This window comes from Dethiosulfovibrio russensis (assembly GCF_021568855.1).
Taxonomy (GTDB): Bacteria; Synergistota; Synergistia; order Synergistales; family Dethiosulfovibrionaceae; genus Dethiosulfovibrio; species Dethiosulfovibrio russensis.
The window spans coordinates 167,207-190,020 of record NZ_JAKGUG010000002.1 but is presented as its reverse complement, the minus strand read 5'-3'; the positions used below and the strand labels follow the sequence as shown (position 1 = coordinate 190,020).

20 protein-coding genes are annotated in these 22,814 nt (G+C 53.8%); 15 read left to right on the top strand and 5 right to left on the bottom strand.

The window, feature by feature from the left end; translation table 11 throughout:
- Positions 1-127 precede the first annotated feature (127 nt).
- Complete coding sequence (locus tag L2W48_RS02725; protein WP_005659977.1) at positions 128-1,750, top strand: Na/Pi cotransporter family protein; 1,623 nt, start codon at positions 128-130, stop codon at positions 1,748-1,750.
- On the opposite strand, the gene L2W48_RS02720 is transcribed toward L2W48_RS02725, so the two are convergent.
- Together L2W48_RS02720 and L2W48_RS02715 are read right to left on the bottom strand one after the other, a co-directional pair.
- On the bottom strand, positions 1,747-3,192 hold the full coding sequence (locus L2W48_RS02720; RefSeq protein WP_236099072.1) for a sensor domain-containing diguanylate cyclase: 1,446 nt from the start codon (positions 3,190-3,192) through the stop codon (positions 1,747-1,749). The genes L2W48_RS02725 and L2W48_RS02720 overlap by 4 nt on opposite strands.
- A gap of 31 nt (positions 3,193-3,223) precedes the next feature.
- A complete protein-coding gene (locus L2W48_RS02715; RefSeq protein WP_268906499.1) occupies positions 3,224-3,952 on the bottom strand; it encodes an IclR family transcriptional regulator in 729 nt (242 codons plus the stop codon).
- 345 nt (positions 3,953-4,297) lie between these two features.
- On the opposite strand from L2W48_RS02715, the gene L2W48_RS02710 reads away from it, so the two are divergent.
- From L2W48_RS02710 to L2W48_RS02645, 14 genes are all read left to right on the top strand, one after another.
- Complete coding sequence (locus L2W48_RS02710; protein ID WP_005659972.1) at positions 4,298-6,073, top strand: thiamine pyrophosphate-binding protein; 1,776 nt, start codon at positions 4,298-4,300, stop codon at positions 6,071-6,073.
- Positions 6,070-6,846, top strand: coding sequence for a type I 3-dehydroquinate dehydratase (gene aroD, locus L2W48_RS02705; protein ID WP_236099071.1), 777 nt, complete (start codon positions 6,070-6,072; stop codon positions 6,844-6,846). The genes L2W48_RS02710 and aroD overlap by 4 nt, the downstream gene beginning before the upstream one ends.
- Before the next feature lie 20 nt (positions 6,847-6,866).
- Complete coding sequence (locus L2W48_RS02700) at positions 6,867-7,694, top strand: sugar phosphate isomerase/epimerase family protein (RefSeq protein WP_005659969.1); 828 nt, start codon at positions 6,867-6,869, stop codon at positions 7,692-7,694.
- Positions 7,695-7,728: 34 nt separating this feature from the next.
- Positions 7,729-9,150: an aldehyde dehydrogenase family protein gene (locus L2W48_RS02695; protein WP_005659967.1), complete on the top strand. Its 1,422-nt coding sequence runs from the start codon at positions 7,729-7,731 to the stop codon at positions 9,148-9,150.
- Between the two features lie 99 nt (positions 9,151-9,249).
- The gene (locus L2W48_RS02690) at positions 9,250-10,257 is read left to right on the top strand and encodes a Bug family tripartite tricarboxylate transporter substrate binding protein (protein ID WP_005659965.1); all 1,008 of its coding nucleotides are present in this window, start codon (positions 9,250-9,252) and stop codon (positions 10,255-10,257) included.
- A gap of 75 nt (positions 10,258-10,332) precedes the next feature.
- Positions 10,333-10,797, top strand: coding sequence for a tripartite tricarboxylate transporter TctB family protein (locus L2W48_RS02685; protein WP_236099070.1), 465 nt, complete (start codon positions 10,333-10,335; stop codon positions 10,795-10,797).
- Positions 10,798-10,846: 49 nt separating this feature from the next.
- Positions 10,847-12,370, top strand: a complete 1,524-nt coding sequence (locus L2W48_RS02680) for a tripartite tricarboxylate transporter permease (RefSeq protein WP_005659962.1) — start codon at positions 10,847-10,849, stop codon at positions 12,368-12,370.
- Between the two features lie 38 nt (positions 12,371-12,408).
- The gene (locus L2W48_RS02675) at positions 12,409-13,299 is read left to right on the top strand and encodes a shikimate dehydrogenase (RefSeq protein WP_236099069.1); all 891 of its coding nucleotides are present in this window, start codon (positions 12,409-12,411) and stop codon (positions 13,297-13,299) included.
- Positions 13,300-13,301: 2 nt separating this feature from the next.
- On the top strand, positions 13,302-14,207 hold the full coding sequence (locus tag L2W48_RS02670) for a hydroxymethylglutaryl-CoA lyase (RefSeq protein WP_236099068.1): 906 nt from the start codon (positions 13,302-13,304) through the stop codon (positions 14,205-14,207).
- Between the two features lie 23 nt (positions 14,208-14,230).
- A complete protein-coding gene (locus tag L2W48_RS02665; protein ID WP_236099067.1) occupies positions 14,231-15,403 on the top strand; it encodes a Gfo/Idh/MocA family protein in 1,173 nt (390 codons plus the stop codon).
- 95 nt (positions 15,404-15,498) lie between these two features.
- Positions 15,499-15,987, top strand: a complete 489-nt coding sequence (locus tag L2W48_RS02660; RefSeq protein ID WP_236099066.1) for a TRAP transporter small permease — start codon at positions 15,499-15,501, stop codon at positions 15,985-15,987.
- A 2-nt stretch (positions 15,988-15,989) separates the two neighbouring features.
- Entirely contained in the window at positions 15,990-17,282 is a 1,293-nt protein-coding gene (locus L2W48_RS02655) for a TRAP transporter large permease (protein WP_236099065.1), read from the top strand.
- Positions 17,283-17,403: 121 nt separating this feature from the next.
- Entirely contained in the window at positions 17,404-18,426 is a 1,023-nt protein-coding gene (locus L2W48_RS02650; RefSeq protein WP_236099064.1) for a TRAP transporter substrate-binding protein, read from the top strand.
- Between the two features lie 86 nt (positions 18,427-18,512).
- Positions 18,513-19,508, top strand: coding sequence for a Bug family tripartite tricarboxylate transporter substrate binding protein (locus tag L2W48_RS02645; RefSeq protein WP_005659950.1), 996 nt, complete (start codon positions 18,513-18,515; stop codon positions 19,506-19,508).
- A gap of 85 nt (positions 19,509-19,593) precedes the next feature.
- Here L2W48_RS02645 and L2W48_RS02640 read toward each other — a convergent pair whose 3' ends face one another.
- Genes L2W48_RS02640 through L2W48_RS02630 form a run of 3 tightly spaced genes read right to left on the bottom strand, consistent with a single transcriptional unit; the run spans position 19,594 to position 22,434 of the window.
- A complete protein-coding gene (locus tag L2W48_RS02640; RefSeq protein ID WP_236099063.1) occupies positions 19,594-20,874 on the bottom strand; it encodes a DUF4857 domain-containing protein in 1,281 nt (426 codons plus the stop codon).
- On the bottom strand, positions 20,874-21,545 hold the full coding sequence (locus L2W48_RS02635; protein ID WP_236099062.1) for a hypothetical protein: 672 nt from the start codon (positions 21,543-21,545) through the stop codon (positions 20,874-20,876). The genes L2W48_RS02640 and L2W48_RS02635 overlap by 1 nt, the downstream gene beginning before the upstream one ends.
- A 1-nt stretch (position 21,546) precedes the next feature.
- Positions 21,547-22,434, bottom strand: coding sequence for an ABC transporter ATP-binding protein (locus L2W48_RS02630; RefSeq protein WP_236099061.1), 888 nt, complete (start codon positions 22,432-22,434; stop codon positions 21,547-21,549).
- Positions 22,435-22,814 lie beyond the last annotated feature (380 nt).

The window sequence follows — 22,814 nt, the reverse complement described above, 5'->3', positions numbered from 1 at the left end:
TCACGGAGAGCCATTATATCTCGAAAATAGCTAAACCGAGTTTTTTTGTATCGCTTTAGGGGATTTTCCCTTAGAATATGCTGGGTTTTTTTGTGTCGTAATTATTTCAATCGGGGGATTGGTAGACGTGAGTACGGCGAATTTTTTCCAGATTCTGGGAGGAATAGGACTGTTTCTCTACGGCATAAAGCTGATGAGCGACGCCCTTCAGGATCTGGCGGGCGACAGACTCAGACAGCTTATAGCCTCCTTGACTAGCACTCCTGTCAAGGGTGTCATAATAGGAGCTTTGGTGACGGTCCTTATCCAGAGCAGCAGTGGAACCACCGTCATGGCGGTCAGCTTCGTTCAGGCCGGTCTGATGACCTTGAAGCAGGCGGTCGGGGTGATAATGGGGGCCAACGTAGGCACCACCGTTACGGCCCAGCTCATAGCCTTCAAGATAAAGGACTACGCCCTTCCCATAGTGGGAGTCGGTATGATTCTGGCGGTTTTCGGAAAGAGCAAGAGGCAGAAGTATCTGGGGAACGGTCTGGTGGGGTTCGGCCTGCTCTTTCTCGGCATGACTACCATGGAGGACTCTATGAAATTTCTCCGTGGCCGTCAGGACATATTTCTGGCCTTCGGACACAACCCGTTTCTCGGCATATTGGCCGGTACCGGGCTTACCATGCTGGTACAGTCCAGCTCCGCCACCGTCGGCCTGACAATCGCAATGGCGGTTCAGGGTCTGCTTCCCCTGGATTCGGCGATTCCCATACTTATGGGGGACAATCTGGGAACCACCATAACTGCCATCTTGGCATCCTTCGGCGCCAGCCGCTCGGCCAAACAGGCGGCGGCGTCTCACGTGCTGTTCAACCTGCTGGGGGTGTGTATCTTCCTGGCCGCCATGCCTCTATTCAAGCACGTGGTGCTGTCCACCTCCCACGATATAGCAAGGCAGATAGCCAACGCCCACACCCTTTTCAACGTCACCAACACACTGATATTCCTGCCCTTCACCACGCCCTTCGTGGCCCTGATAAAGAGGATAATACCCTCCGACGCCAAGGAGATGGAATCGGGCCCGCTCTATCTGGACTCTAAGCTCATATCCGCCGCTCCCGCTGCCGCGGCCGACGCGGTCCGAAAGGAAGTCCTTCGGCTCGGACACATCGCCCTGGATATGCTGGGAGACGTCCACAAGGCCTTCGTGGAGGACGATCCCAAGATGATAGACCAGGTCAACCAGACGGAGAAGATAGTCAACGAGATGACCCACAGGATCGCCAACTACGCCTCGGAGCTCTGGGAGCATCACGTCTCCAGCGACCTGTCCCAGGTGCTGTCCTCCTACGTCAACGGCCTGGGGGATATAGAGAGGATAGGCGACCACGCACAGAATCTCATCGAGATGTACGAGTACAAGAGAGAGCACAAACTGTTCTTCTCCGAGACTGGAATGGCCGAGTTCGAGCAGATGTACGATCTGGTGAGACGCTCCCTCTCCCTCAGCCTGGAGGCCATAGAGAAGGAGGACCTGGCCAAGGCCAACGAGGTGGCCGAGGTCCTGGAGGAGGAGATCGACGAGATGGAGCAGAGGCTCCGCAAGAGCCACATACACCGTCTGAACGAGGGAACCTGCTCCCCCTCCGCCGGAGTGGTCTTCATAGATATTCTCAGCAATTTCGAGAGGATAGGGGATCACGCCCACAACCTGTCACTCATAGTGAGGGACATGCACAGGCTCCACCACGGAGAGGCCTAGGCCGACTCCGTCCTGTTCCGTCCCGATTCCTTGGCCCTGTAGAGAGCCTGATCCGCCCTGGCGATGGTGGTCTCTCTGGACTCTCCGGGGTGGTGCTCCGCCACTCCCAGGCTGACCGTGATCGGTAAGACAACGTCTCCGTCCTCGTAGGGGGACGCCTCGACGGCCCGGCGGATCTTCTCCGCGGTCTTGACGGCGTCTCCCTTTTTTCTGCCCTTGAGAAGGACGATGAATTCCTCTCCGCCCCAACGTCCGCAGACATCGTCCGGCCCTATGGCTTTAGTCACCACGTCGCACACGTGTCCCAGAACCCTGTCTCCCATCAGGTGACCGTAGGTGTCGTTGACGTGTTTGAAGTGGTCTATGTCCATCATGGTCACGGAACACTGGCCTTCGAATTTTTCCAGAAGATGAGCGAAAGCCAGGTCGAATGCCCGGCGGTTCCACATGCCGGTCAGCTCGTCCACCGAGGCCAGCCTCTCGACCCTCCGCTCGTAGTTTCTGACTATCAGGGCGACCAGGGAGGTTACGACGAGGGTTATGAGCCCTCCTACCAAGATGTTTATGGCCAGGGTGTGCCTTATTGCTTTCGTTACGTCGTCTTCGTTCTGCTCTACGAACAGATACCAGTCGAACTCGGGGATGTAGCGGCTGTCCAGGTGAATGGTGTGCCCCTTCCGATCGAAGGTCCTGGAGATGGGAACGTCTTCCCTTCTGGACAGGATCTCCCTGGCCATTTCGTTCCTCTCCAGACGGTCGAACAGGGTCTTTCTGCCGTCGGTTCCGTCGTCCGAAGCACGTAGGGTTATGGTCCCCTCTCCATCGGTGAAGTAGATCTCCCGGTCGTACCTCTCTCTGTACTGGGCTATCAGCTTGGTCACAGCGTTGACCGTCAGGCCTATTCCCGTGGCTCCGATGAAATTGCCGTCGTAGTCGAAGACCTTGTAGTTTATGAATATCGTCATGGCGTCGTCGTTGGCCATGTCTATGTCGACGTTTATCTCGTAGGGGTTCCCCATCTTCTTGACCCTGTAGAACCACACGTCTCTCTCTGCGTCGGGAGATACCCTCTTCAGTATTCCGTCGGCATGATAATAGATCTCCGTTTTATTGGAGACGAAAAAGGCGGTTATGGCGTCGAACTTGATCTGTATCTCCTTTAGGTAGCGGGTCATCCTGTAGGGATCTCTCTCTCCGTCCAGCACCCAGTCCCTCACGAAGGTGTCGTGGGCCATGGAGGAGGATATGAATACGGGTATCAGGAGGTCTCTTCGTATCTCCGAGTAGACAGTATCTCCCGTTAAGGGAAGGTCGTTGTTGACGATCTCCTTTCTCAATGAGTACAGAGATACGGTGTAGTTGGCGACGCTGGTGGCGACGAAGCCAAGAAATAACAGCAGGGCCGCCAGGATCAGGTGCTTCTTGTCGGTGATACGATTCATGAAATCACGAGACCTCCGCTTTTTGACTATTCTATATGCCCAGGTTCATGGATATCCTGGAGCAGATGTCCTTGAGCTCCGGAATGAGCTCCTCTATGGCTTTCTCGTCCAACCTTACTGTTGGGGCCGCCACGGAAAGGCAGCCGAATATCCTGTGGGGTGGCTCGAATATTGGAACCGCCACGGAGATGACCCCTTCCTCTCTCTCTCCGTGGCTTATAGCGTAACCCCTTTCCCTTATGGACGCCAGCTCCGACAGAAACGATTCCCGGTCCGTTATGGTCGCTCCCGTTATGGGGTAGGCCTTCTCTATCTCATTCAGAACATAGGTTTCGTCCGAATAGGCCAGGATGCACTTTCCTCCGGCACCGGCCCAGAGGGGGAAGCGGTCTCCGACCCTAACCACGCATGACATGAATAGCAGGCTTTCCACGTGTTCGTAACATACCCTGTAGTCGTTTTCCAGGACGTAGAGGGTAACAGCCTCCTTGGTCTTGTCCCTTATCCGTTTCATCAGAGGGTAGGCATGTTTCACCACCGATATGTTGTCCTTGGCCAGAAAACCGTAATGGTAGAGCTTCGGCCCCAGGCAGTAGGACTTATCCCTGTCGTTCCTATGGAGAAGTTTAAGGGCGACCAGTGAATTGAGCAATCTGGAGACGGTGCTGGTGGAGAGATCGACCCTCTCCGAGAGTTCCTTTAACGTTAAATGGGTGTTGTCAAGGGTGAAGCAGTCCAGAATGGATATCGCCCTGTCCAGAACCCTTACGGATTTTTCGTTGCCTTCTTTTATGATAAACCCCTCCCATATGACCTTTATCCCGCTCTTTCCTGTGCTTAGCCTCGTTTTGTCCGGAACGTTACGATCCTAAACGCCGATTTCGGAAAGATCAAGCGGATAGCTTTTGAAAAAGTGTGCGAATTCCTTGACATGGAGAAAAGAGTGATGTATGTTTCAGGTACATTCCATTGCGCAGCATTCGTTACCATGTGGTGGGATTTTAGGGCGAATCTCAGTCTATGTAAAGCCCTTTCGCACGATTTTCCCGACGAGGTTCTAGTTCGGGAAGTACGGCAAGTAACCAAAGTTCAGGAGGAGATCCCATTGAACAGAGATTTGGTAGCTTTTCAATTAGTTCGTTTTCTTGAGTCCCGAGGGGTGGAGAAGGTCTTCGGCCTGTGCGGCCACACGGTCATAGGTCTCCTGGACGCTTTCAGGGAGAGCGAGCGGATCGAGTACATCTCGGTTCGGCACGAGCAGATAGCGGCCCACGCCGCCGACGGTTACTCCAGGGGCAAGAATAAGGGAGTTCCGGGAGTCCTCATGACCCATCTCGGGCCTGGACTGACCAACGCCACCACCGGGGTGGCCGAGGCCGGGCTGAACTCCATTCCCATGGTCGTCATAGCGGGAGACGTCCCCAGCAGCTACTACGGTCGTCATCCCCATCAGGAAGTGAATATGCACGGCGACGCGACCCAGTTCGAAATATACAAGCCCTTCGTCAAGAGGGCCTGGAGGGTCGACCGCCCCGAGCTCCTGCCGGAGATAATGGACAAGGCCTTCCGCCTTGCCGTCACAGGCCGTCCCGGTCCGGTGCTGGTGTCGATACCTATGGATATCTTCTCCATGGAGCTGGACGTTAAGTTCTTCCAGCGTCGCTACGACAACATGCCCGAGCTGCCCAAGCCGGGGATGGACGTCTCCGACGCCGAGAGGATAGCCCGCATGTTGGGCGAAGCCAAGAACCCCATACTCTACCCCGGCGGAGGGGTAATATCCAGCGGGGCCTCAAGGGCCCTCACCGAGCTGGCGGAGCATCTTACCGTTCCCGTACTCTACACCCTTATGGGCAAGGGATCCATCTCGGACGATCACCCCATGGCGGTAGGTATGACCGGCTTCTGGGGAACCGAGTTCAACAACTCCATGGCGATGAAGGCCGACGTCATGATGGCGGTCGGTACCCGCCTTTCCGAGGCCGATTGCAGCTCCTGGTACAGAGACGAGACATTCAACATCCCTCCGACGAAACTCGTCCACATAGATATAAACCAGGAAGAGATCGGACGCAACTACAAGACCGAGATAGGCGCCATCTGCGACGCCAAGAAGGCCCTCGAAGCCATTCTCGACGCAGCCAGGAGGATATATCCCGATGGAGTGAAGAGACCGGGACTGGCCGAGTCGATCTCCGAGTCCAAGAACGCCTACCGGGCGTCTCTGATGGAGGCTCAGACCTCCGGACAGTTCCCCATGAGGCCGGAGAGAATCCTGGCAGACCTTCGTGAGGCCCTTCCCAAAGACGGCTATGTGGTAGCCGACGTCGGCTGGAACAAAAACGGAGTCGGCCAGCAGTTCCCCATATACGAGGCGGGAACCTTCGTGGCTCCCGGCGGGCTATGCACCATGGGATACGGTCCCTCCGCCGCTTTGGGGGTCAAGGTGGCCTGTCCGGACAAGAAGGTGGTAGCTCTCATCGGCGACGGAGGAATGGGGACCAACGTTTCGCCTCTGGCCACAGCTGCGGAGAAGAACATAGCCGTGGTATGGGTGGTCATGAACAACTGCGCCTTCGGAACCATAGCTGGACTGGAATATCAGCACTACGAGCACCAGTTCGGAACCCTTTTCACCAGAGAAGGCGAGCCCTACTCTCCCGACTTCGCCGCCATAGCCAGAGCCTACGGCGTAGAGGGCGAGAAGGTCGAGTCTGCCGAGGACTTCAAGCCCGCCCTGGAGAGGGCCCTGGCATCCAACAAGCCCTATCTCATTGACGTCAGCATGGAGAACGCCCCGGTGGTCACAGCCGGATGCTGGAACATAAACGATATCTACGTCAAGAGAGGCGGCAGCAAACCCGGAAGGGTGTGGGAATGATGGTCCGTCCTCTTCCCGGAAAGCCCTTGAAGGTCCGAAAAGCCCTGTTGGGCGGAGAGGTTCCCCTGGTATGCGTCCCCCTGGTCGGCTCGACCGGGGAGGACGTCATGGCGGAGGTGGAGAACCTCTCTTCCATAAACCCGGACATCATAGAGCTGCGAATAGACGCCTGGGACGTGGTCGAGGATCTTGACTCGTCGATGGACCTCCTTCGCAAGGTCCGCTCCGCCGTGGGAGATCTTCCCATCATCCTCACCTGTCGCGGACACTGGGAGGGCGGTATCAAGGAGGTGTCCGAGTCGGCCAAGGACGGCATATACAGAGGGGCGATCTCGGAGGGGCTGGTCGAGCTGGTGGACAAGGAACTCTCCTACGGCTACGAGAAGCTCTCGGAGGTCAAGGCCCTGGCGGAGAAGGCGGGAATAGGGCTTATAGTCTCCTATCACGACTTCGACCGGACTCCCTCTCTCTCCTTCATCTACTCTCAGTTGGCTACCCAGATCCGTTTCGGCGCCGACGTCGCCAAGGTGGCACTGATGCCGAGATCGGAGGAGGACGTTCTGAAGGTGTTCGAGGCCACCCTGGCTGTTCGCAGGGACTTCCCCGACGTTCCCCTGATAACCATGTCCATGGGAGCTCTGGGACAGGTCAGCCGTCTGGCCGGAGGGCTTTACGGATCGGACCTCACATTCGCGGTCGGAAGCGCCGAGTCCGCCCCGGGACAGATCCCGGTGGAGCGGATGCGCGGGGCCTTCGATCTACTTTACCGTTAGTCGAGGAGGCAAAAAAGAAGATGGCACACAGGTATTCTCTGGCTCAGCTTACCGTTCTCGGATGGGCTCCACCCGAGATGATCTACAACGCCCACACCCTGGGTTACGACTGCGTCGGGATAAGGTCCATAACCATGGGGGTCAAGGGCGAGAACGACTACGACATCTACAGAAACAGGGAGATGTTCGACCTGACCCGCAGGGCTATGGACGAGACCGGGGTGGTCATAAACGATATCGAGCTGGCCAAGATAGCCGACGGAGTTGACGTCCGAAACTACGAGGGCCCCTTCGAGGCCGCGGCGGAGCTGGGAGTAAAGAACGTCATAAGCAGCATATGGACCGACAAAAAAGACTTCTATCTGGATCAGTTCGCCACTCTGTGCGATCTGGCCAAGCAATACGGCATCACGGTGAATTTGGAGTTCGTCACCTGGGCGTCGATCCGCACCCTTAAGGAGACCAGAGAGGTCCTAGACACGGTCAAGAGGGACAACGCCGGGATCATGGTAGACACCCTTCATCTGTACAGGTCCAGGGTGGACCCGGCGGAGCTGGACGACTGCCCTAAGGAGCTATTCCACATGGCCCATATCTGCGACGGCCCGGCGGAGATCCCCGACTGGGACGACAAGGAAAGCCTGATACACACCGGAAGGGATGAACGCTACTACGTGGGCGAAGGTGCCATCGACATAGCCGACATAGTCCGCCGTCTTCCGGACGACGTGGTCCTCTCCATAGAGCTACCCCATCTGAAGAGAGAGGGAAGCTGGGGATCGATGGAACACGCCAAGCGCTGTCTGTCTACTGCCAAGGACTACATGGTCGAAAACGGAATTTTATAGATTAAAAATTTACTGTTGCAAGGAGAGATTTGTTATGGCTAGTAAAGAGATAACTCCGGAACAGCTCGAGGTGCTGGAGAAACTTGTAGAGAAGGCCCGCCGGGTTCAGGGAATTATAGAGAACTACGATCAGGAGAGGGTCGACCGCATGTGCCGCGCCGTCGCCTGGGCAGCGGGAAATCCGGAGAACTTCGACAGACTCGGCAAGATGGGAGTCGAGGAGAGCGGAGCGGGAGACTGGAACGGACGTTACGGCAAGAGACACAAGATCCTAGGAGTTCTAAGGGACGCTCTGAGACAGAAGAGCGTTGGAATGGTGGAGTTCAACCCCGAGAAGGGACTGGCCCGCTACGCTAAACCGGCGGGATTGATAGTGTCCCTCATCCCCATGACGAATCCGGAGCTCACCCCTATCGTTACCGCAATCTACGCTCTCAAGGCCAGAGATGTGGTCATATTCTCGCCCCATCCCAGAACCAAGAAAACCACCTTCGAGGTCGTCCGTCTGATGAGAGAGGCCCTCAAGGCCATAGGCGAGCCGGAGGACTTCCTCCAGTGTGTCGAGTCTCCCAACATGGCCATGGTGAACAAGATCATGACCATGGGGGATCTTATAATGGCTACGGGAGGCCCCGCCATGACCAAGGCTGCCCACAGCTCGGGCAAGCCAGCCTACTGTTCCGGCGCCGGAAACGCCACCATGATCTTCGACGAGACAACCGACGTCGAGATAGCCGCCAGGAACACCAGGATCAGCAAGACCTCCGATTTCGGCTCCGGATGTTCCGCCGACGGGAACCTGGTTATCTACGGCGGGATATACGACGCCATGGTAGAGGCCCTGAAGAAAGAAGGGGGCTATCTGGCCACCGACGAGCAGAGGGAGATGCTGAAGAAGGCCATGTGGGACGAGGAAGGCCACCGCATAGTAGCGACCGTCGCCGTGGCTCCTCAGAAGCTGGCCAAGGCCGCCGGTTTCGAGATCCCGGAGGACCGCAAGTTCATAATGGTCGTCGGCGACGGAATCGGCAAGGAGCATAAGTTCTCCGGAGAGAAGCTTACCACCCTGCTGACACTGCATCGTTACGAAGGCGAGTTCGAGAACGCCCTGAAGATGATGGACGAGATCTACAAGGTCGGAGGCAGAGGCCACTCCTGCGGGATCTACAGCCACGACGACGACCATATCGACCGTCTTGCCCTGAGGGCTCCCGTCACCCGTATAATGGTCCGTCAGCCTCAGTCCAAGGCCAACGCCGGCAGTGCCGAGAACGGCATGCCCATGACCTCCAGTATGGGATGCGGCGTATGGGGCGGCAACATGGTGTCGGAAAACATCTCACTGAAGCACTATATGCAGAGTACCTGGGTGGCCCGTCCCATAATGAAGGACCAGCCCGACGAAGCGATACTCTTCGGGGAGTTCTTCGATCCCTCGAAAAAGAAACCGCAGTAAAACGGCAAAGTGAGGTAAGACGTAACTTTTTCCTGTTGATAGCATTATGCGTATCCTTTTCAGTAAGAGAATATGAAAATGAATCGGAGGACATTAATCATGAGACGTTTGCTTGCGCTTATGACGGTTTTTTGCAGCCTTGGGGTGTTCTTGGTTGCACCAGCTTTTGCCGATTACCCGGATAAGAACATCAACGGATATATCTCTTGGGGTGCCGGTGGAGGTACGGACAACGCTTCCAGAGCTCTGACGCCTCTAGTGGAGAAGATCATAGGTGGAAAGATCATACTTCAGAACAAACCGGGGGCGGCCGGAGCTCTGGCTACGACCCTGGTGGCCAATATGCCGGCGGATGGCTATTCTATTCTCTACAATGCGGAAGGTCCGGCGCTTTACAAGGTATTGGGATTGGGCAAATACGATTACAACGACTTCGATACCCTCTGTCTTATGGTCTTCGGTGTGGATGTCATATGCGTCAACCCCAATACTCCGTATCAGACCCTTCAGGATCTTATCGAAGCGGCCAAAGAAAACGAGGGAAAGATAAAGATGGCTTCCACCGGTACCGGCGGGATTCCATTCGTCATAGCCTCCATGCTTAGAGCTATGAAGGACGTCGAGTTCAACCTGGTCGGATTCGACGGCGACGGTTCCGGAATGGCGGCGTTGCTCGGCGGTCACGTCGAGGCCATGCCTATCAGCATGATGGGAGCGGGCACGGTGGATCTTATAAAGACCGGAAAGCTTCGTGCTCTTGCGGTCATAAACGATGAGAGGGTAGAGCAGTTACCGGATGTCCCTGCTATAACCGAGATCTATCCCGAGTTCTCCAAATATCTGCCGATAGGTCACTTCTACGGCGCTTTCGTCAAAAAGGGAACCCCTCAGCCCATAGTGGACGAGTTGAAAGCGGCTTATATGAAGGCTGTTAAAGATCCTGCATTCGTAGAGTTCATCAAAAGGCTTAACGGGATCCAACTTGCCCTTTCCGGCGAGGAAGCGGATAAATTCCTCAAAAAAAATCAGTCTAACGTTACCTGGCTTCTGGAGGAGGCCGGAGTTACAAAGGTGTCTCCCGCCGAACTGGGTATACCGAAGCCATAATTTAATCGATTACGTAGCGTAGCTGTCTCCTTTTTTCGAGGGGACAGCTACATCGGAAAGGAGTTTTTAAATTCCATGCAGGAACAGTCCAATTCAAACGAAAGAAGACCCGGAGAGATAGGTTTCGCCTTTTTGTTTATCCTTTTCGGGGCTCTCGGATTCTATTTCGCCTTGGATATGACCAGCGGTAAGTATTCTTCTCCTTCGGTAGCTCCCAAGATAGCTTCCTCGGTGATAATGCTGATGGGGGCCATCGAACTTTGGAAGGGATCTAGAAAACAGGGGAAGGGTGTGAATGCTGGTAATCTCTTCTCCTTCCTGTTCACCCGGGAGGTACTTTTCGTTCTTGTGTTGTTGGCTCTTTATTCGTTTTTTCTTCCGATATTGCATTTCCCACTGGCATCATTTCTGTTTCTTTTTCTTTCCCTACTGTATCTGCACCATTGGAAAAAGATAGGTCTTTGCTCCGCTATATCGTTGGGGACCGTGGTCGTTCTGGTAGGAGTGTTCAAGTATGTTTTTCAGGTTATGTTGCCTTAGCGGCCTCGACCTGTCGTCGTTTAACTGACTTAGAGAAGGAGAGAAATAAATGGAACAACTGCACGGTTTTATAGCGCCTTTTCTGAATCCGCAGATGATAGCCCTGGTCTGGATAGGCGTAATGGCGGGAGTGTGGGTCGGGGCTGTCCCTGGTCTGTCCGTCACAATGGCCAGCGCCCTTCTGATTTCCTTTACCTTCCCCTGGCAGCTTAACAGCGCATTGGCGTTGATATGCGGAGTTTTCGTCGGCGGTGTCTACGGAGGAGCCATTACGTCTATTCTCCTAAATATTCCCGGGGCACCAGCGGCGATAGCGGCAGGCTTCGACGGACACCCTCTGGCCAAGAAGGGCGAGGCGGGCCGAACTATCGGATTGGTGACCACGGTGTCTATATTCGGAGGCCTTTTGGGTATCGCCATTCTTGCGGTGGCAGCCCCCTTGGTAGCAAGCTTCGCCTTGAAAGTGGCTCCCAGAGACTACTTCCTGTTGGCTCTCATGGGGCTTCTTCTTATCGGAAGCATCGGCAGCGGTGATCCGGTCAAAGGGGTTCTGGCCGGGGCAGTTGGGGTTCTTCTCAGTATGGTAGGGATGGATCCCTCTACCGGCGAACTGAGATATACGTTTGGCAACGTCTACCTGATGGCAGGTATCAATTTCGTCACGGCCATGATAGGTCTTTTCGGAGTTTCGGAGGTCTTGTTTCAGCTGAGAGACCCTCATAAGACAGCGGTAAAGCAGAGGCTCGATAAAATTGTCCCTGATCTCAAGACTTTCTTTAAACACCTTCCTCTTGCTCTAAGATCCGGTCTGTTAGGGGTCTGGATAGGGGCTCTTCCGGGAACAGGCGGGGACGTGGCAGCGTTGCTTGCCTACGATCAGGCCAAGCGATCGGTTAAAAATCCTGAATGTCCTTTTGGAGAAGGAGCTATAGAAGGAGTAATCGCCCCTGAATCGGCGAACAAGGGGGCTATCGGCGGGGCGTTCATTCCTATGTTGACCTTGGGAATACCCGGTGATGCCGTCACTGCCATCATAATAGGAGCTCTTTTCATTCACGGTTTGAAGCCTGGACCGATGCTCATGATAGAAAATCCGGACATATTTTGGACGATAATATCGTTGCTCTTGATGGGAAACATAGCTCTACTCGTAATAGGGCTTATGAGCGTCAAGATGTTCAGCAAAATCATAGAGGTACCCAAAAGGATAATTCTGCCGGTGGTGGTTATCCTATCGATAATAGGGACTTATTCCATACAGAACAGTCTGGTTGACGTTTTTTGGATGATAGGGTTCGGTGTTTTGGGATATTTCATGAGAGCCTACGATTACAGTACGGCGCCTATGGTGCTGGGGATAATTCTAGGCCCTTTGCTGGACTCGAATTACAGAAGGGCGATGCAATCCGTGGGAGAAGAACTCCTTCCTTTTTTCATGGATTTCGTCAGGAATCCTCTCTCTCTATTTCTCACCCTTTGTATCGTTTACCTGGTGATATCTCAGACTTCCTGGTGGAGAAATTGGCGTTGTAAGAAAACGATGTCGGCTCAAGAGGTGTCGTTGTTAGATTGATTTTGTATAAAATATAACTAAAGAAGGGTGTTGCTATCATGCTTAAAGAAAAGACTTTCTGGGCCGACACGGAGTTCTTCGGCCTTCTGGGTAGCCCGGTAAGAAAATCGCTTTCTCCGGCCATGCACAATTCCAACTTCAAATCCCTGGGAATGAACGCAGTGTACACCCCCTACGAGGTGACCGCGGAGGAACTTCCAAAGGTTGTTCCGGCGCTGGGAGCCATGCGTTTCAAGGGGCTCAACGTCACCATGCCTCTCAAGCAGGAGATAATAAAATACCTTGACGAGCTGGACGAGATCGCCTCTCTCTGTAACGCCGTCAACACCGTCTATTGGAAGGACGGCAAGCTATGTGGATCCAACACCGACGGAGTCGGATTCGTCCACGGGCTGAAGGAACAGGGAAGATACGATCCCACCGGCAAACACTGCCTTCTCTTCGGAGCCGGAGGAGCCGCTAGAGGAGTTGCCTTCGCCCTTTGCGCTGCCGGGATCAGCTCCATAACCCTTTGGGGAAGAGCGTCGGGATACGAGAAAATTCAGAAGCTGGCCAGCGACCTGAACTCCTATCGGGTCGGGGTCTGTAAGGTGCAGTCCACCGAGGCGGGCGACATACCGAACCTTCTCAAGGAAAACGAGCTCATCATAAACGGAACGTCCGTCGGGATGGCACCCAACACCGACGCCACGGTCTTTGACACCTCCTATCTGGAAAGCCGTCACATGGTGTGCGATCTCGTCTACGTGCCTCACGACACCAAGATGCTCCGGGAGGCCGAGGCCAGAGGAGCCAGGACCCTCATGGGATACTGGATGACCATCTGGCAGGGTGCCGAGGCCTTCCGTCGCTGGACCGGAGGGAAAGATCCCGACGTGGAGATCATGACCAAGACCATGTTGGAGCATCTGACCAGAAAAGAGGGATAAACATGTCCTCTCCATCTCTTCCCCGAGAGGTCGTTATCTGCGAGGTGGGCCCCAGGGACGGACTTCAGAACGAGAGCACCCTTCTGTCCGTCGAGAACAAGCTGGCCCTGATAGAGGGAATAATCGACGCCGGGGCCAAGAGCGTCGAGGTGGGGTCCTTCGTCCATCCCAAGGCGGTTCCCTCCATGGCCGATACCGACGAAGTCGTCAAGAGGCTTAAGAAGATCGACGGAGTCGAGTACAGAGGTCTGGCCCTCAACTTCAAGGGAGTCGAAAGGGCCTGCGAGGTCGGGATTACCAAGGTCAAGGTGAGCGTCTCGGCCAGTCGAACCCACTCGAGGCAAAATAGCAACGCCACGCCGGAAGAAGTCATAGCCGGTTTCGGAAAGTGTGCCGCCTTCTGTTCCGACAAGGGGGTGGAGCTCAGCGGAGCCATATCCACCGCCTTCGGATACACCGACGAAGGGATTATATCTCTGGAGGAGATATACCCCATAGTGGACGCCTATCTGGACCTGGGGATAAGGGAGATATCCATGTCCGATACCACCGGCATGGCCCATCCCAGGCAGGTCTACGAATACATGACCGACCTGATCCGCCGTTATCCCGACGTTACCTGGACGCTGCATCCTCACAACACCAGGGGTATGGCATTGGCCAACATCTACGCCGCAATGACCGCGGGGGTGTCCCATTTCGACGCATCTTTCGCCGGTCTGGGAGGCTGTCCCTTTGCCCCGGGAGCCTCCGGAAACGTGGCAACCGAGGACGTGGTCAATATGCTGGAGACCATGAATATTCGCACCGGCTTCGATTTGAAAAAGGTGTTGGCCGTGGCACGGAAGGTGGAGGAATTCGTCGGTCACCCCGGAGATAGCTCCATGCTCAGGGTCTCTGATTTTTAGAGATAGACGATTTGGGTGATTTTATGAAGAAGATCTCCATCGGGATAATAGGGAGCGGGTTTGCATCTCATCTTCACTGTAAATATATGGCTCAGGTGGCTGGATGTTCTATCGATATGAGAGCTATAGCCGATATCGATATTGAAAAAGCTCGGAAGGTCTCTGATAAATATGGTTTTCGAAGCTACTATGACGATTACAGACGAATTTTGGACGACAAAGAGATAGATGTCGTTCATATATGTACGCCCCCTTTTCTGCACTCATCCATGGTTTCGGAGATATTGAGAGCGGGAAAGCACGTAATATGCGAAAAACCTCTAACCGGCTATTTTGGAAAAGAAGAATCCGCTTTCTCCGTGGGCGATACCGTTCCCAAATCCGTGATGTTTCGGGAAGTTCGAAAGGAACTTGCGGAAATCGAGGAAACGGTTAAGTCTAGCAATAGACTTTTCATGTATGCCGAGAACTATATCTATTCCCCAAATGTGTTGAAAGCTGCCGAAATATTACGTGCGAAGCAAAGCAAGATATTGTTTATGAAAGGGGAGGAGAGTCTTAAAGGATCTACATCCCCGGTCGCCGGTATTTGGAATAAAACCGGAGGAGGTTCTCTGATTCGGGTTGGATCTCATCCGATCGGAGGTATCTTATGGCTAAAACGGGAACAAGCCAAATCAAGGGGCGAAAGTATAGGAGTCGAAAGCGTGATATGCGATACTGCCAGAATGACCCCGTTTCTCAGTGATTACGAACGAAGGCACATCGACGTGACCCCGGAGGATGTAGAGGATTTTGCATCTTTGATGATTACTTTTACGGATAAAACCAAGGCTTTGGTTATCGCGGGAGATGTCATGTTGGGCGGGACTAAAAATTATATTGAAGTTTATTCTAATGATGTTGTTTTGGATTGCAGAATAACTCCGTCGGACAACCTCAGCAGCTATATGTTGGACGAAGACGGACTTGAGGATGTCTATATATCCGAATTGTTGCCTTCCAAGGTTGGTTGGCAGAATCCCTTTGTAGCGGAAGGTGTCCTGAGAGGTTATGTCGGTCAATTTCAGGATTTTATGGAATGTGTATCCACTGGAAGAGAACCTCTTTCCGACTTCGATTTGGCCAAACAAGTCACGGAAGTGATATATGGAGCCTATTTTTCTGCTGAAGAGGGAAAGTCCGTGCAACTTTGAAGATAACGTGATTTGGCGGCGGTTATTTTGGCGAAGCGCCTTTTCCGGGACGATCGTCACTGTCGTCGCCCAACCACCCAGCGGAGGTGATGTAGGTGAAGATAATCCGATGGCTTAACGATCACCTGGAGGAGTACGTCTTGAGCGGGCTCCTGGTGGTGATCGCCAGCGTAATGATGCTACAGGTGATCATGAGATACGTGTTCAATAACTCGCTTTCCTGGGCTGAGGAGGCCTCTCGTTACGCCTTCATATGGTCTGCCCTGATAAGCATCGGTTACAGCATCAAAGAGAGAAACATACTGAGAGTCGATACCCTGATAGAGGCCCTTCCCAGACCTATCAGAAACCTGATGACCAATCTGGGAAATCTGACCGTGGTGGCTTTCTTCGGCTACCTGTCCATATCTGCCGTGCCGGCGGTCCAGAGGGTGATGAGGAGCAGTCAGACCAGCCCGGCCCTCAAGGTCCACATGGGATGGATCTATCTGGCCGCCATCTTGGGTTTTTTCCTCGCCACCTTCAGAGCGGTTCAGCGTCTCAGAGCCGATTTTAAGGATTCGAGCGGAAAGGCGGAGCTTTAGACATGATTTTATCCATGATTCTCATCCTTCTAGGGGGCCTTATCCTGGGAATACCCATAGCGGTGGCCCTCGGCTTCTCCACCATTCTTCCCTCCCTGCTGGACTCGGCCTTCACCGCCAACGTACAGTATGTAGTTCGCAGCGTGGTCAGCGCCCTCGACAGCACTCCCATGCTTGCCATACCCCTTTTCATACTCTCTGGAAACATAATGACCAAGGGGAAGATCTCCGAGAGGCTGTTCAACTTCTTTGCCTATTTCATAGGAAACTTCCCGGCGGGTATACCGATGACCGCCATAGTCACCTGTCTTTTCTACGGAGCTATATCGGGCTCCGGTGTTGCCACCACTGCGGCGGTGGGCGGGATGGCCATTCCCTTTCTGACCTCCCTGGGCTATGACAAGGTCTACAGTGCCGCTCTTATAGCGACGGCCGGGAGTCTTGGGGTCATAATCCCTCCGAGCATTCCCTTCGTCACCTACGGGGTCGTTACCGGCGTCTCCATCGGCAGTCTCTTCATAGCCGGGATAATCCCCGGCATCTTGATAGGCCTGAGCCTCATGGTATACGCCTACATCTATGCCAAGGTTCACGGAGAGGACAGGGAAAAGATTTCCCAGAAAGTCCAAAGCCTCAGATCCTGCGGTCTCTGGGTGCTCTTAAAGGAAAGTTTCTGGGCCCTTCTGGCTCCGGTCATCATACTGGGTGGCATCTACGGAGGCATCGTCACCCCGACTGAGGCGGCGGCTGTATCGGTGTTCTATGCCCTTATCGTCTGCATCTTCATCTATAAGAGTCTAACCTTAGGTTCTTTAGGGGAGATATTGACCGATACGGTCAAGTCCTACGCTCCTATAGTGGTTCTTCTTTCTCTGGCGATAGTATTCGGTCGTGTATTGGCTCTATTACAGGCTCCTGCGGTGCTGAGGGACTTCGTCCTGACCAACTTCGCCGGAAACAAATACATCTTCCTCTTCGCTCTCAACGTTATATTGCTCATCCTGGGCATGTTTATGGACGTCGGACCGGCCATAGCCATACTGGCTCCCATGATGCTCACCTCCGCCGTAGCTCTCGGAGTTAGTCCGATACACCTGGGCATCATCATGGTGGTCACCCTGGCGATTGGCATGGCGACTCCACCGTTCGGGGTCGATCTCTTCGTGGCGGCTCCTCTCATAAAGGAGCAGGTCATGAAGGTCGGGATAAAAGCTATCCCGTTCATATTGGCCTTCATAGTCGCCCTTATGTTGATAACCTACGTTCCTCAGCTCAGTCTGGTCCTGCTCGGGTGAGGACTGGGACGATCTCAAAGCGTTTGGAGGTGAGAGATGGGTTCTTTCTACTGTGTCGTTTTGTTCCGAAGGTTTATAGGTAGATCTTTTATGATCGACGAAAACAAAGGAGGGGCAATAAATGATCAACGGTAAACGTGGTTTCGTGTTCCTAGGTCTGGCGGCGGTTCTGACTGTTCTTTTCGGATTTGCCGGAGAGAGCATGGCGGCGAAAAAGTACACCCTTCAGCTGGCAGGAGCCTATCCTTCCACCGGAGGTACTCCCAGGGCTCTGGCTACCGAGAAGATAAAGGAACTCGTCGAGGCCAAGTCCGAGGGGAACATCACCGTCAACATCTATCTGGACAGCCAGCTAGGCGGCGACAGAGAGATCCTCGAGGGCTGCCAGTTCGGCGACATCTCCATGGTCGCTCAGACCACCGCTCCCCAGGTCGCCTTCATCCCCGAACTGGCTGTCTTCGACATCCCTATGCTGTTCGACGATCTCGACGTGGCCAGAAAGACCTTCGTCGGACCCTTCAGGGCCGAGCTGAACAAATGGTACGAGAAGGCGGGCCTCAAACTGCTCCTCTTCGAGCCCATCTACTACAGAGAGACGACCAGCAGCAGAGCGCTGGAGAAAATAGACGATTTCAAGGGACTCAAGATACGTACCATGGAGAACGAGTATCACATGGCTTTCTGGAAGGCTCTCGGAGCCAACCCCACCCCTCTTAACTTCGCCGAGCTTTACGTGGCACTTCAGCAGGGACTGGTCGACGCTCAGGAGAACCCCTACGAGATCATATGGGCCAGCAAGTTCTACGAGGTGCAGAAGTACCTCACGAACACCCATCACATAGCGTTCATACTCAGCGTCACGATGAACAAGGATATGTACGACGGCATGCCCGACGACTACAAGGCCATCATCGACGAGAGCATGAAAGAGGCCTCCGACTTCCTCTTCGACCTGGCCAAGTCCAAGAACGACGAGATGCTGGCCTCCCTCGAGAAGGTTGGCATGAACGTCGAGACCCCGAACGCCGAGCTCAAGGCGGAGCTGAAGAAGGCAGCCGCTACGGTCGAGAACATGATCCGTAAGAACGTGGGAGACGGTGTTGTCGACTCCATAATTAAGGCTAGCGAGTCAGCTAAAAAATAAAAATGATTTAATTACTCGATGTCCGGTTTTTATTCCGGACATCGAGTACAGGTAATATTTTCTGAGTAATCGGAGGAGGTTTCCCTATGAAGAAAAGGATTTTCTTAGCGTTTTTGTTTTTGGTCGTGAACGCTCGGGTCGGTTTGTCCGCCTACCCGGAAAAGAACCTCCATGGCTACATAATGTGGGGTGCCGGGGGCGCTATGGACAACGTAGCCCGCGCTATTTCCCCCATAGCGGAGGAATACCTGAATAAAAAGATCATTCTTCAAAATCGTACTGGAGCTACCGGAGCCGTGGCGACTACGTTTGTCGCTAATCAACGTGCCGACGGATACAGTATCCTTTATGGAGCGGAAAACCCCAATCTTTATAAGGTGACGGGATTGTCGAAAATAGATTACGATCAGTTCGATCCCGTTTTATTGATGATGGCAAATGTCGGGGTGGTCCTGGTGGGACAGGAGTCCCCATATCAGAGCTATGAGGACTTCATAGATGCCGCCCTCTCCGGCAAGAGCATAAAGATGGGCTCTACCGGTCCTGGAGGATTGCCTTTCGTTGCGAACACCATGATAGAGAAAATTCATGGGATAAAATCGTTCAATAAAGTTCGTTTCGATGGGGAGGGTCCCTGTATAACGGCTTTGATGGGAGGGCACATAGATGCGGTCGTGGTCGGCTTGCTCGCAGGAGAGAGCTTTATCAAGTCAGGGTCTTTGAAAGGTTTGGCCGTTATCTCCTCCAAGAGACTTCCCAGCGTGGAGTCTGTTCCTGCCGTTACCGAATTCTACGATGATTATAGGAACTATCTTCCATGGGGTGCTTTTTTTGGCGCTTTCGTCAGAAAAGGTACGCCGGAAGACAGAGTCAAAATTTTGCGTGATGCTTTTGAAAAAGCGTACGAGGATCCTCGTTTCGACGAGTTGGCGAAGAATATGGGAGGTGTGAAGTTGGGACTTACGGGAGAAGAGGCCGAAAGGTACATAGAGCAGAATAAATCCGTCAGCGCTTGGCTTCTTTACGATGCTGGAGGGGCGAAGTTTTCTCCGAGCGATTTCGGTATAAAAAGGCTCGAGTAATAATTGCTTTCGCCGATAAAAGAAGATGGAAGCCCCCGAGGATGTTTTTCCTCGGGGGCTTCCAATCGATCAAGTATTTCCGGTCCTATCTCTCCGGGTCCACCAGAAAGACCGCTATCAGGCCGTACAGGCCGGTCAGGGCCACCAAGATGATCTCGTAGGGTTTGGGACGTCTCTTCCGGATCGACGAACCGACGGTAAGAAGCGCCGTCAGAGCTGCGACAATCCCTACTACGGCAGTCCTATCTCCAAGTCGGAAGGATATCTCCATATTTCCTCTCCGTCTGTGTCCGAGGTCTAAGGAAAAGGGAAAGAGGGCTCTGTAGATCTTCTTCGCCCTCGTGTCCGCTGCCCTGGACATGGTATGGTCGAAGGAAGCCACGGGCCGGTAGGAGCGATCCATCGCCAGGCCGTGTATGGTCGTCTCGTCGGACCAGGTGGCGGTCACGTAAAGAGGGTCGGTCAGTATCTTCAAGTCCATCTCGTCCGGGTTGTAGCCCTCTAGCGGAAGGGGGATGGTCTCGTAATCGTCGAATCCCAGCAGCCAGGCTCGGCCGTCTTGCCCTATGAGGAGGCCGTGATATACCTTCCTCAGGTTTTCCGAGACGAGAACGTACCTCGTCTTTATGTCCCGGTCGATAGAGGTTTTCCTGACGAAAGGCTCTCCCTTTACCCTCTTGACGTGAAACACGTCGTAGTCGTGGTCCACTATGAACACGCCGTCGTCGAATGGTTTCAGCACCGTCACCCTGGAATTTACGGAACGGGCGGGGAAGGAGAATCCCTCCTTCAGCAGTGCCCGGGTGAATTTCTCCGTAAGCTCCCGGTCCACCTGGTTGCTGTCGGCGTTGACGAACTCCATCCTGTCGTCGGTCATCCTGAAAACGTCGTCGGGAAGGACAAGTCTCGCCTGTCCCGAGTCTGTCTCCAGAAGGGGCCACACCGACGGCCTGGTGCTGTGTTTCCGAAGTTTCTCCGGGGTCATCTCCATCACCTGTCTGCCCCTCTTTATCTCCTCGATGTCGAAAGATCGGCTGTCTATCTCTATCGGCAGAAGCCCCAGCATATCCATGTTCTTCGAATATATGAAAGGCAGCATCCTCTCGAAATCGAGCCTGCCGTAGTAGTTGCCGTCCTGGTCTCCGTAGGCGATCTCCGAATGGTGATCGTCCGCTTTAGACCTCACCTCCTCAGGTATATCCCCTATAAGCTGCTCCCGGTAGACGAATTTCTTAGTCACGGGGCTGAAGAGCAGATGGGTCTTCTCCGTATCCGGTATGAATAGCTTTCTGTACGCCATGGGAAGATATATGGACGAGACCGCAATTATGAGGAGGATCAGGGATGCGGCGGATATCCTTCTCATCAGGAAAGCCTCCTGAAGCGGAATCTGTAGGCCGGAAGAAGAACTCCAGGAACGAGTAACGCGGATAACAGGACCAGTATCGGTAGAATCGTTCGGTAGGAACCGGGAGCGGTCCTATACATGTACAGCTCCGAGAGGGCTATCGCCACAGCTATAAGAGCCGCTTTCAAGTGGTACTTGGGTTCCAGCAAAGCCAGGGCCGTCCCGAGATAGGCCACGAAACCGGCCAGGCACCAGGGTGCGGCGGTCCAGAGGGACATGATCACGGCCTCCAGGGGAAAGTAGCTGGCGGTCAGGACAGCCAGTATTCCCATATCGGTCAGCAGGATGGCTCCGAGGGCGAACAACCCGAATGCCACGTGTGCGGTTACGACCTTGTGAAGCTCCACCGGAAGGTGAAGGGAGAGCCTGAACCTCTCGTCCCTCATCTCCGGCAGAAACTGGGCCGCTCCGAGGAGTGCTCCCGTTAAAAGGGGAATGGATCTTAGGCTCCCGAAGTGGACGGATCCCAGATACATCACTCTGTACCAGACTATCTCGGGATGGTCCATCACGAACATACTATGGGTCTCGGCGGCTATATAGGCCATGACTGCCATATTCAGAAACATCAGGGCCGACCAACCTCTCCAGGTTTTCAGACGCTCCTTGTATATTATCGATCGAACCATATCAATACCTCCCGGTATAGCCTATGAAAGCGTCTTCCAAGGTCATATCCCGGGGAGTCAGGCCGAAGGGGTCCACTCCCTGGGCGTCGAGCCCCGTCTCCATCTCCTCCGGACCGGCGAAGCCGAACAGCTCCCACCGATCGCCGTGGGTCTCGACGTTCTTCACCGGACCTTTCGGTTCGGGTACTCGAGATCCTTCGTTTTTGGGAAGCTCGTAACAGCGGAAGGTATCCTTGAAAGACTCTATCGAGGTGGACCTGACGGCTCCGCCTCTCTCGAGAAAGATCACCTGGTCCACGAAACCCTCCATGTCCTGTATCACGTGGGACGTGAGGAACACCGTCCGTCCCGTCCCTCTCAGATATTCGGACATATAGTCCAGAAAAAGCCTTCTGTATCCGGCGTCGAGTCCCATGGAATAGTCGTCCAGTATCAGCAGTTCCGGCTGCTGGGCCATTATCAGACCAAGGACCACCTGGGACCTCTGGCCGCAGGACATATCGCCTATTCTGTGATTAGGCTTTAGCCCCAGCAGGTCGACCAGATCGTAGTATCTCGATTTGTCCCATAGGGGATAATGAGGTGCGTAGAATCTCTCTATCTGGGATATGGTCATAAAATCGTAGGCCAGATGTCCCTCGAAAAGAAGCCCTATCCTGGCTCTGGTGGCCGGTTTCAGGTCGTGGGAGTCCTCGCCGAATACGGTACATCTTCCCGAGGATGGACGGAGAAATCCCATGAGGATCTTTATGAGGGTGGTCTTGCCGACCCCGTTTTTACCAAGAAGTCCGTAGACCTTGCCGGGGGAAATCGATACATCGAGCCCTCTGTATATCCAACGGGATCCATAACTATGACAGAGGTTCGATACCTCTATTACGTTTTTCATCTTTTATCGCTCTCCTTTGTTTGCTTTAGCTAACTAGGGTATGGTAGCACGATTTGGCGTTTTTTGCCTCAAAAAAGCCTCATCGTGTTACTAAATGGGTGAAAGATAGTATCGGAAAGCTTTCCACCGGAGGGTTATGTTTTTTATCGTTGACAAAACCCCCCGATAGGTGGTATATATCATCTCAACCGTTTTTTGCGGCTGCGAGCCGCGGAAAGGAAAAACCATGATTTCGACGTCTGTATCGAACAATCGCCTTTTTTGGTACGGCTATTACTTTAGATGCGTGGGACCTCTCGGGAGGACCGACGTCTAGACGTCGTTGGAATCTCCGGGACCGGTCCCATTCTGGGATCGGTCCCTTTTTTTATGCTTCCTGT

Bases quoted from the DNA above. Each gene is read 5' to 3' on its own strand.
- L2W48_RS02720 (WP_236099072.1), bottom strand. From the start codon at position 3,192: ATGAATCGTATCACCGACAAGAAGCACCTGATCCTGGCGGCCCTGCTG.
- aroD (WP_236099071.1), top strand. From the start codon at position 6,070: ATGATGGTCCGTCCTCTTCCCGGAAAGCCCTTGAAGGTCCGAAAAGCC.
- L2W48_RS02700 (WP_005659969.1), top strand. From the start codon at position 6,867: ATGGCACACAGGTATTCTCTGGCTCAGCTTACCGTTCTCGGATGGGCT.
- L2W48_RS02695 (WP_005659967.1), top strand. From the start codon at position 7,729: ATGGCTAGTAAAGAGATAACTCCGGAACAGCTCGAGGTGCTGGAGAAA.
- L2W48_RS02690 (WP_005659965.1), top strand. From the start codon at position 9,250: ATGAGACGTTTGCTTGCGCTTATGACGGTTTTTTGCAGCCTTGGGGTG.
- L2W48_RS02685 (WP_236099070.1), top strand. From the start codon at position 10,333: ATGCAGGAACAGTCCAATTCAAACGAAAGAAGACCCGGAGAGATAGGT.
- L2W48_RS02680 (WP_005659962.1), top strand. From the start codon at position 10,847: ATGGAACAACTGCACGGTTTTATAGCGCCTTTTCTGAATCCGCAGATG.
- L2W48_RS02675 (WP_236099069.1), top strand. From the start codon at position 12,409: ATGCTTAAAGAAAAGACTTTCTGGGCCGACACGGAGTTCTTCGGCCTT.
- L2W48_RS02670 (WP_236099068.1), top strand. From the start codon at position 13,302: ATGTCCTCTCCATCTCTTCCCCGAGAGGTCGTTATCTGCGAGGTGGGC.
- L2W48_RS02665 (WP_236099067.1), top strand. From the start codon at position 14,231: ATGAAGAAGATCTCCATCGGGATAATAGGGAGCGGGTTTGCATCTCAT.
- L2W48_RS02655 (WP_236099065.1), top strand. From the start codon at position 15,990: ATGATTTTATCCATGATTCTCATCCTTCTAGGGGGCCTTATCCTGGGA.
- L2W48_RS02650 (WP_236099064.1), top strand. From the start codon at position 17,404: ATGATCAACGGTAAACGTGGTTTCGTGTTCCTAGGTCTGGCGGCGGTT.
- L2W48_RS02645 (WP_005659950.1), top strand. From the start codon at position 18,513: ATGAAGAAAAGGATTTTCTTAGCGTTTTTGTTTTTGGTCGTGAACGCT.
- L2W48_RS02640 (WP_236099063.1), bottom strand. From the start codon at position 20,874: ATGAGAAGGATATCCGCCGCATCCCTGATCCTCCTCATAATTGCGGTC.
- L2W48_RS02635 (WP_236099062.1), bottom strand. From the start codon at position 21,545: ATGGTTCGATCGATAATATACAAGGAGCGTCTGAAAACCTGGAGAGGT.
- L2W48_RS02630 (WP_236099061.1), bottom strand. From the start codon at position 22,434: ATGAAAAACGTAATAGAGGTATCGAACCTCTGTCATAGTTATGGATCC.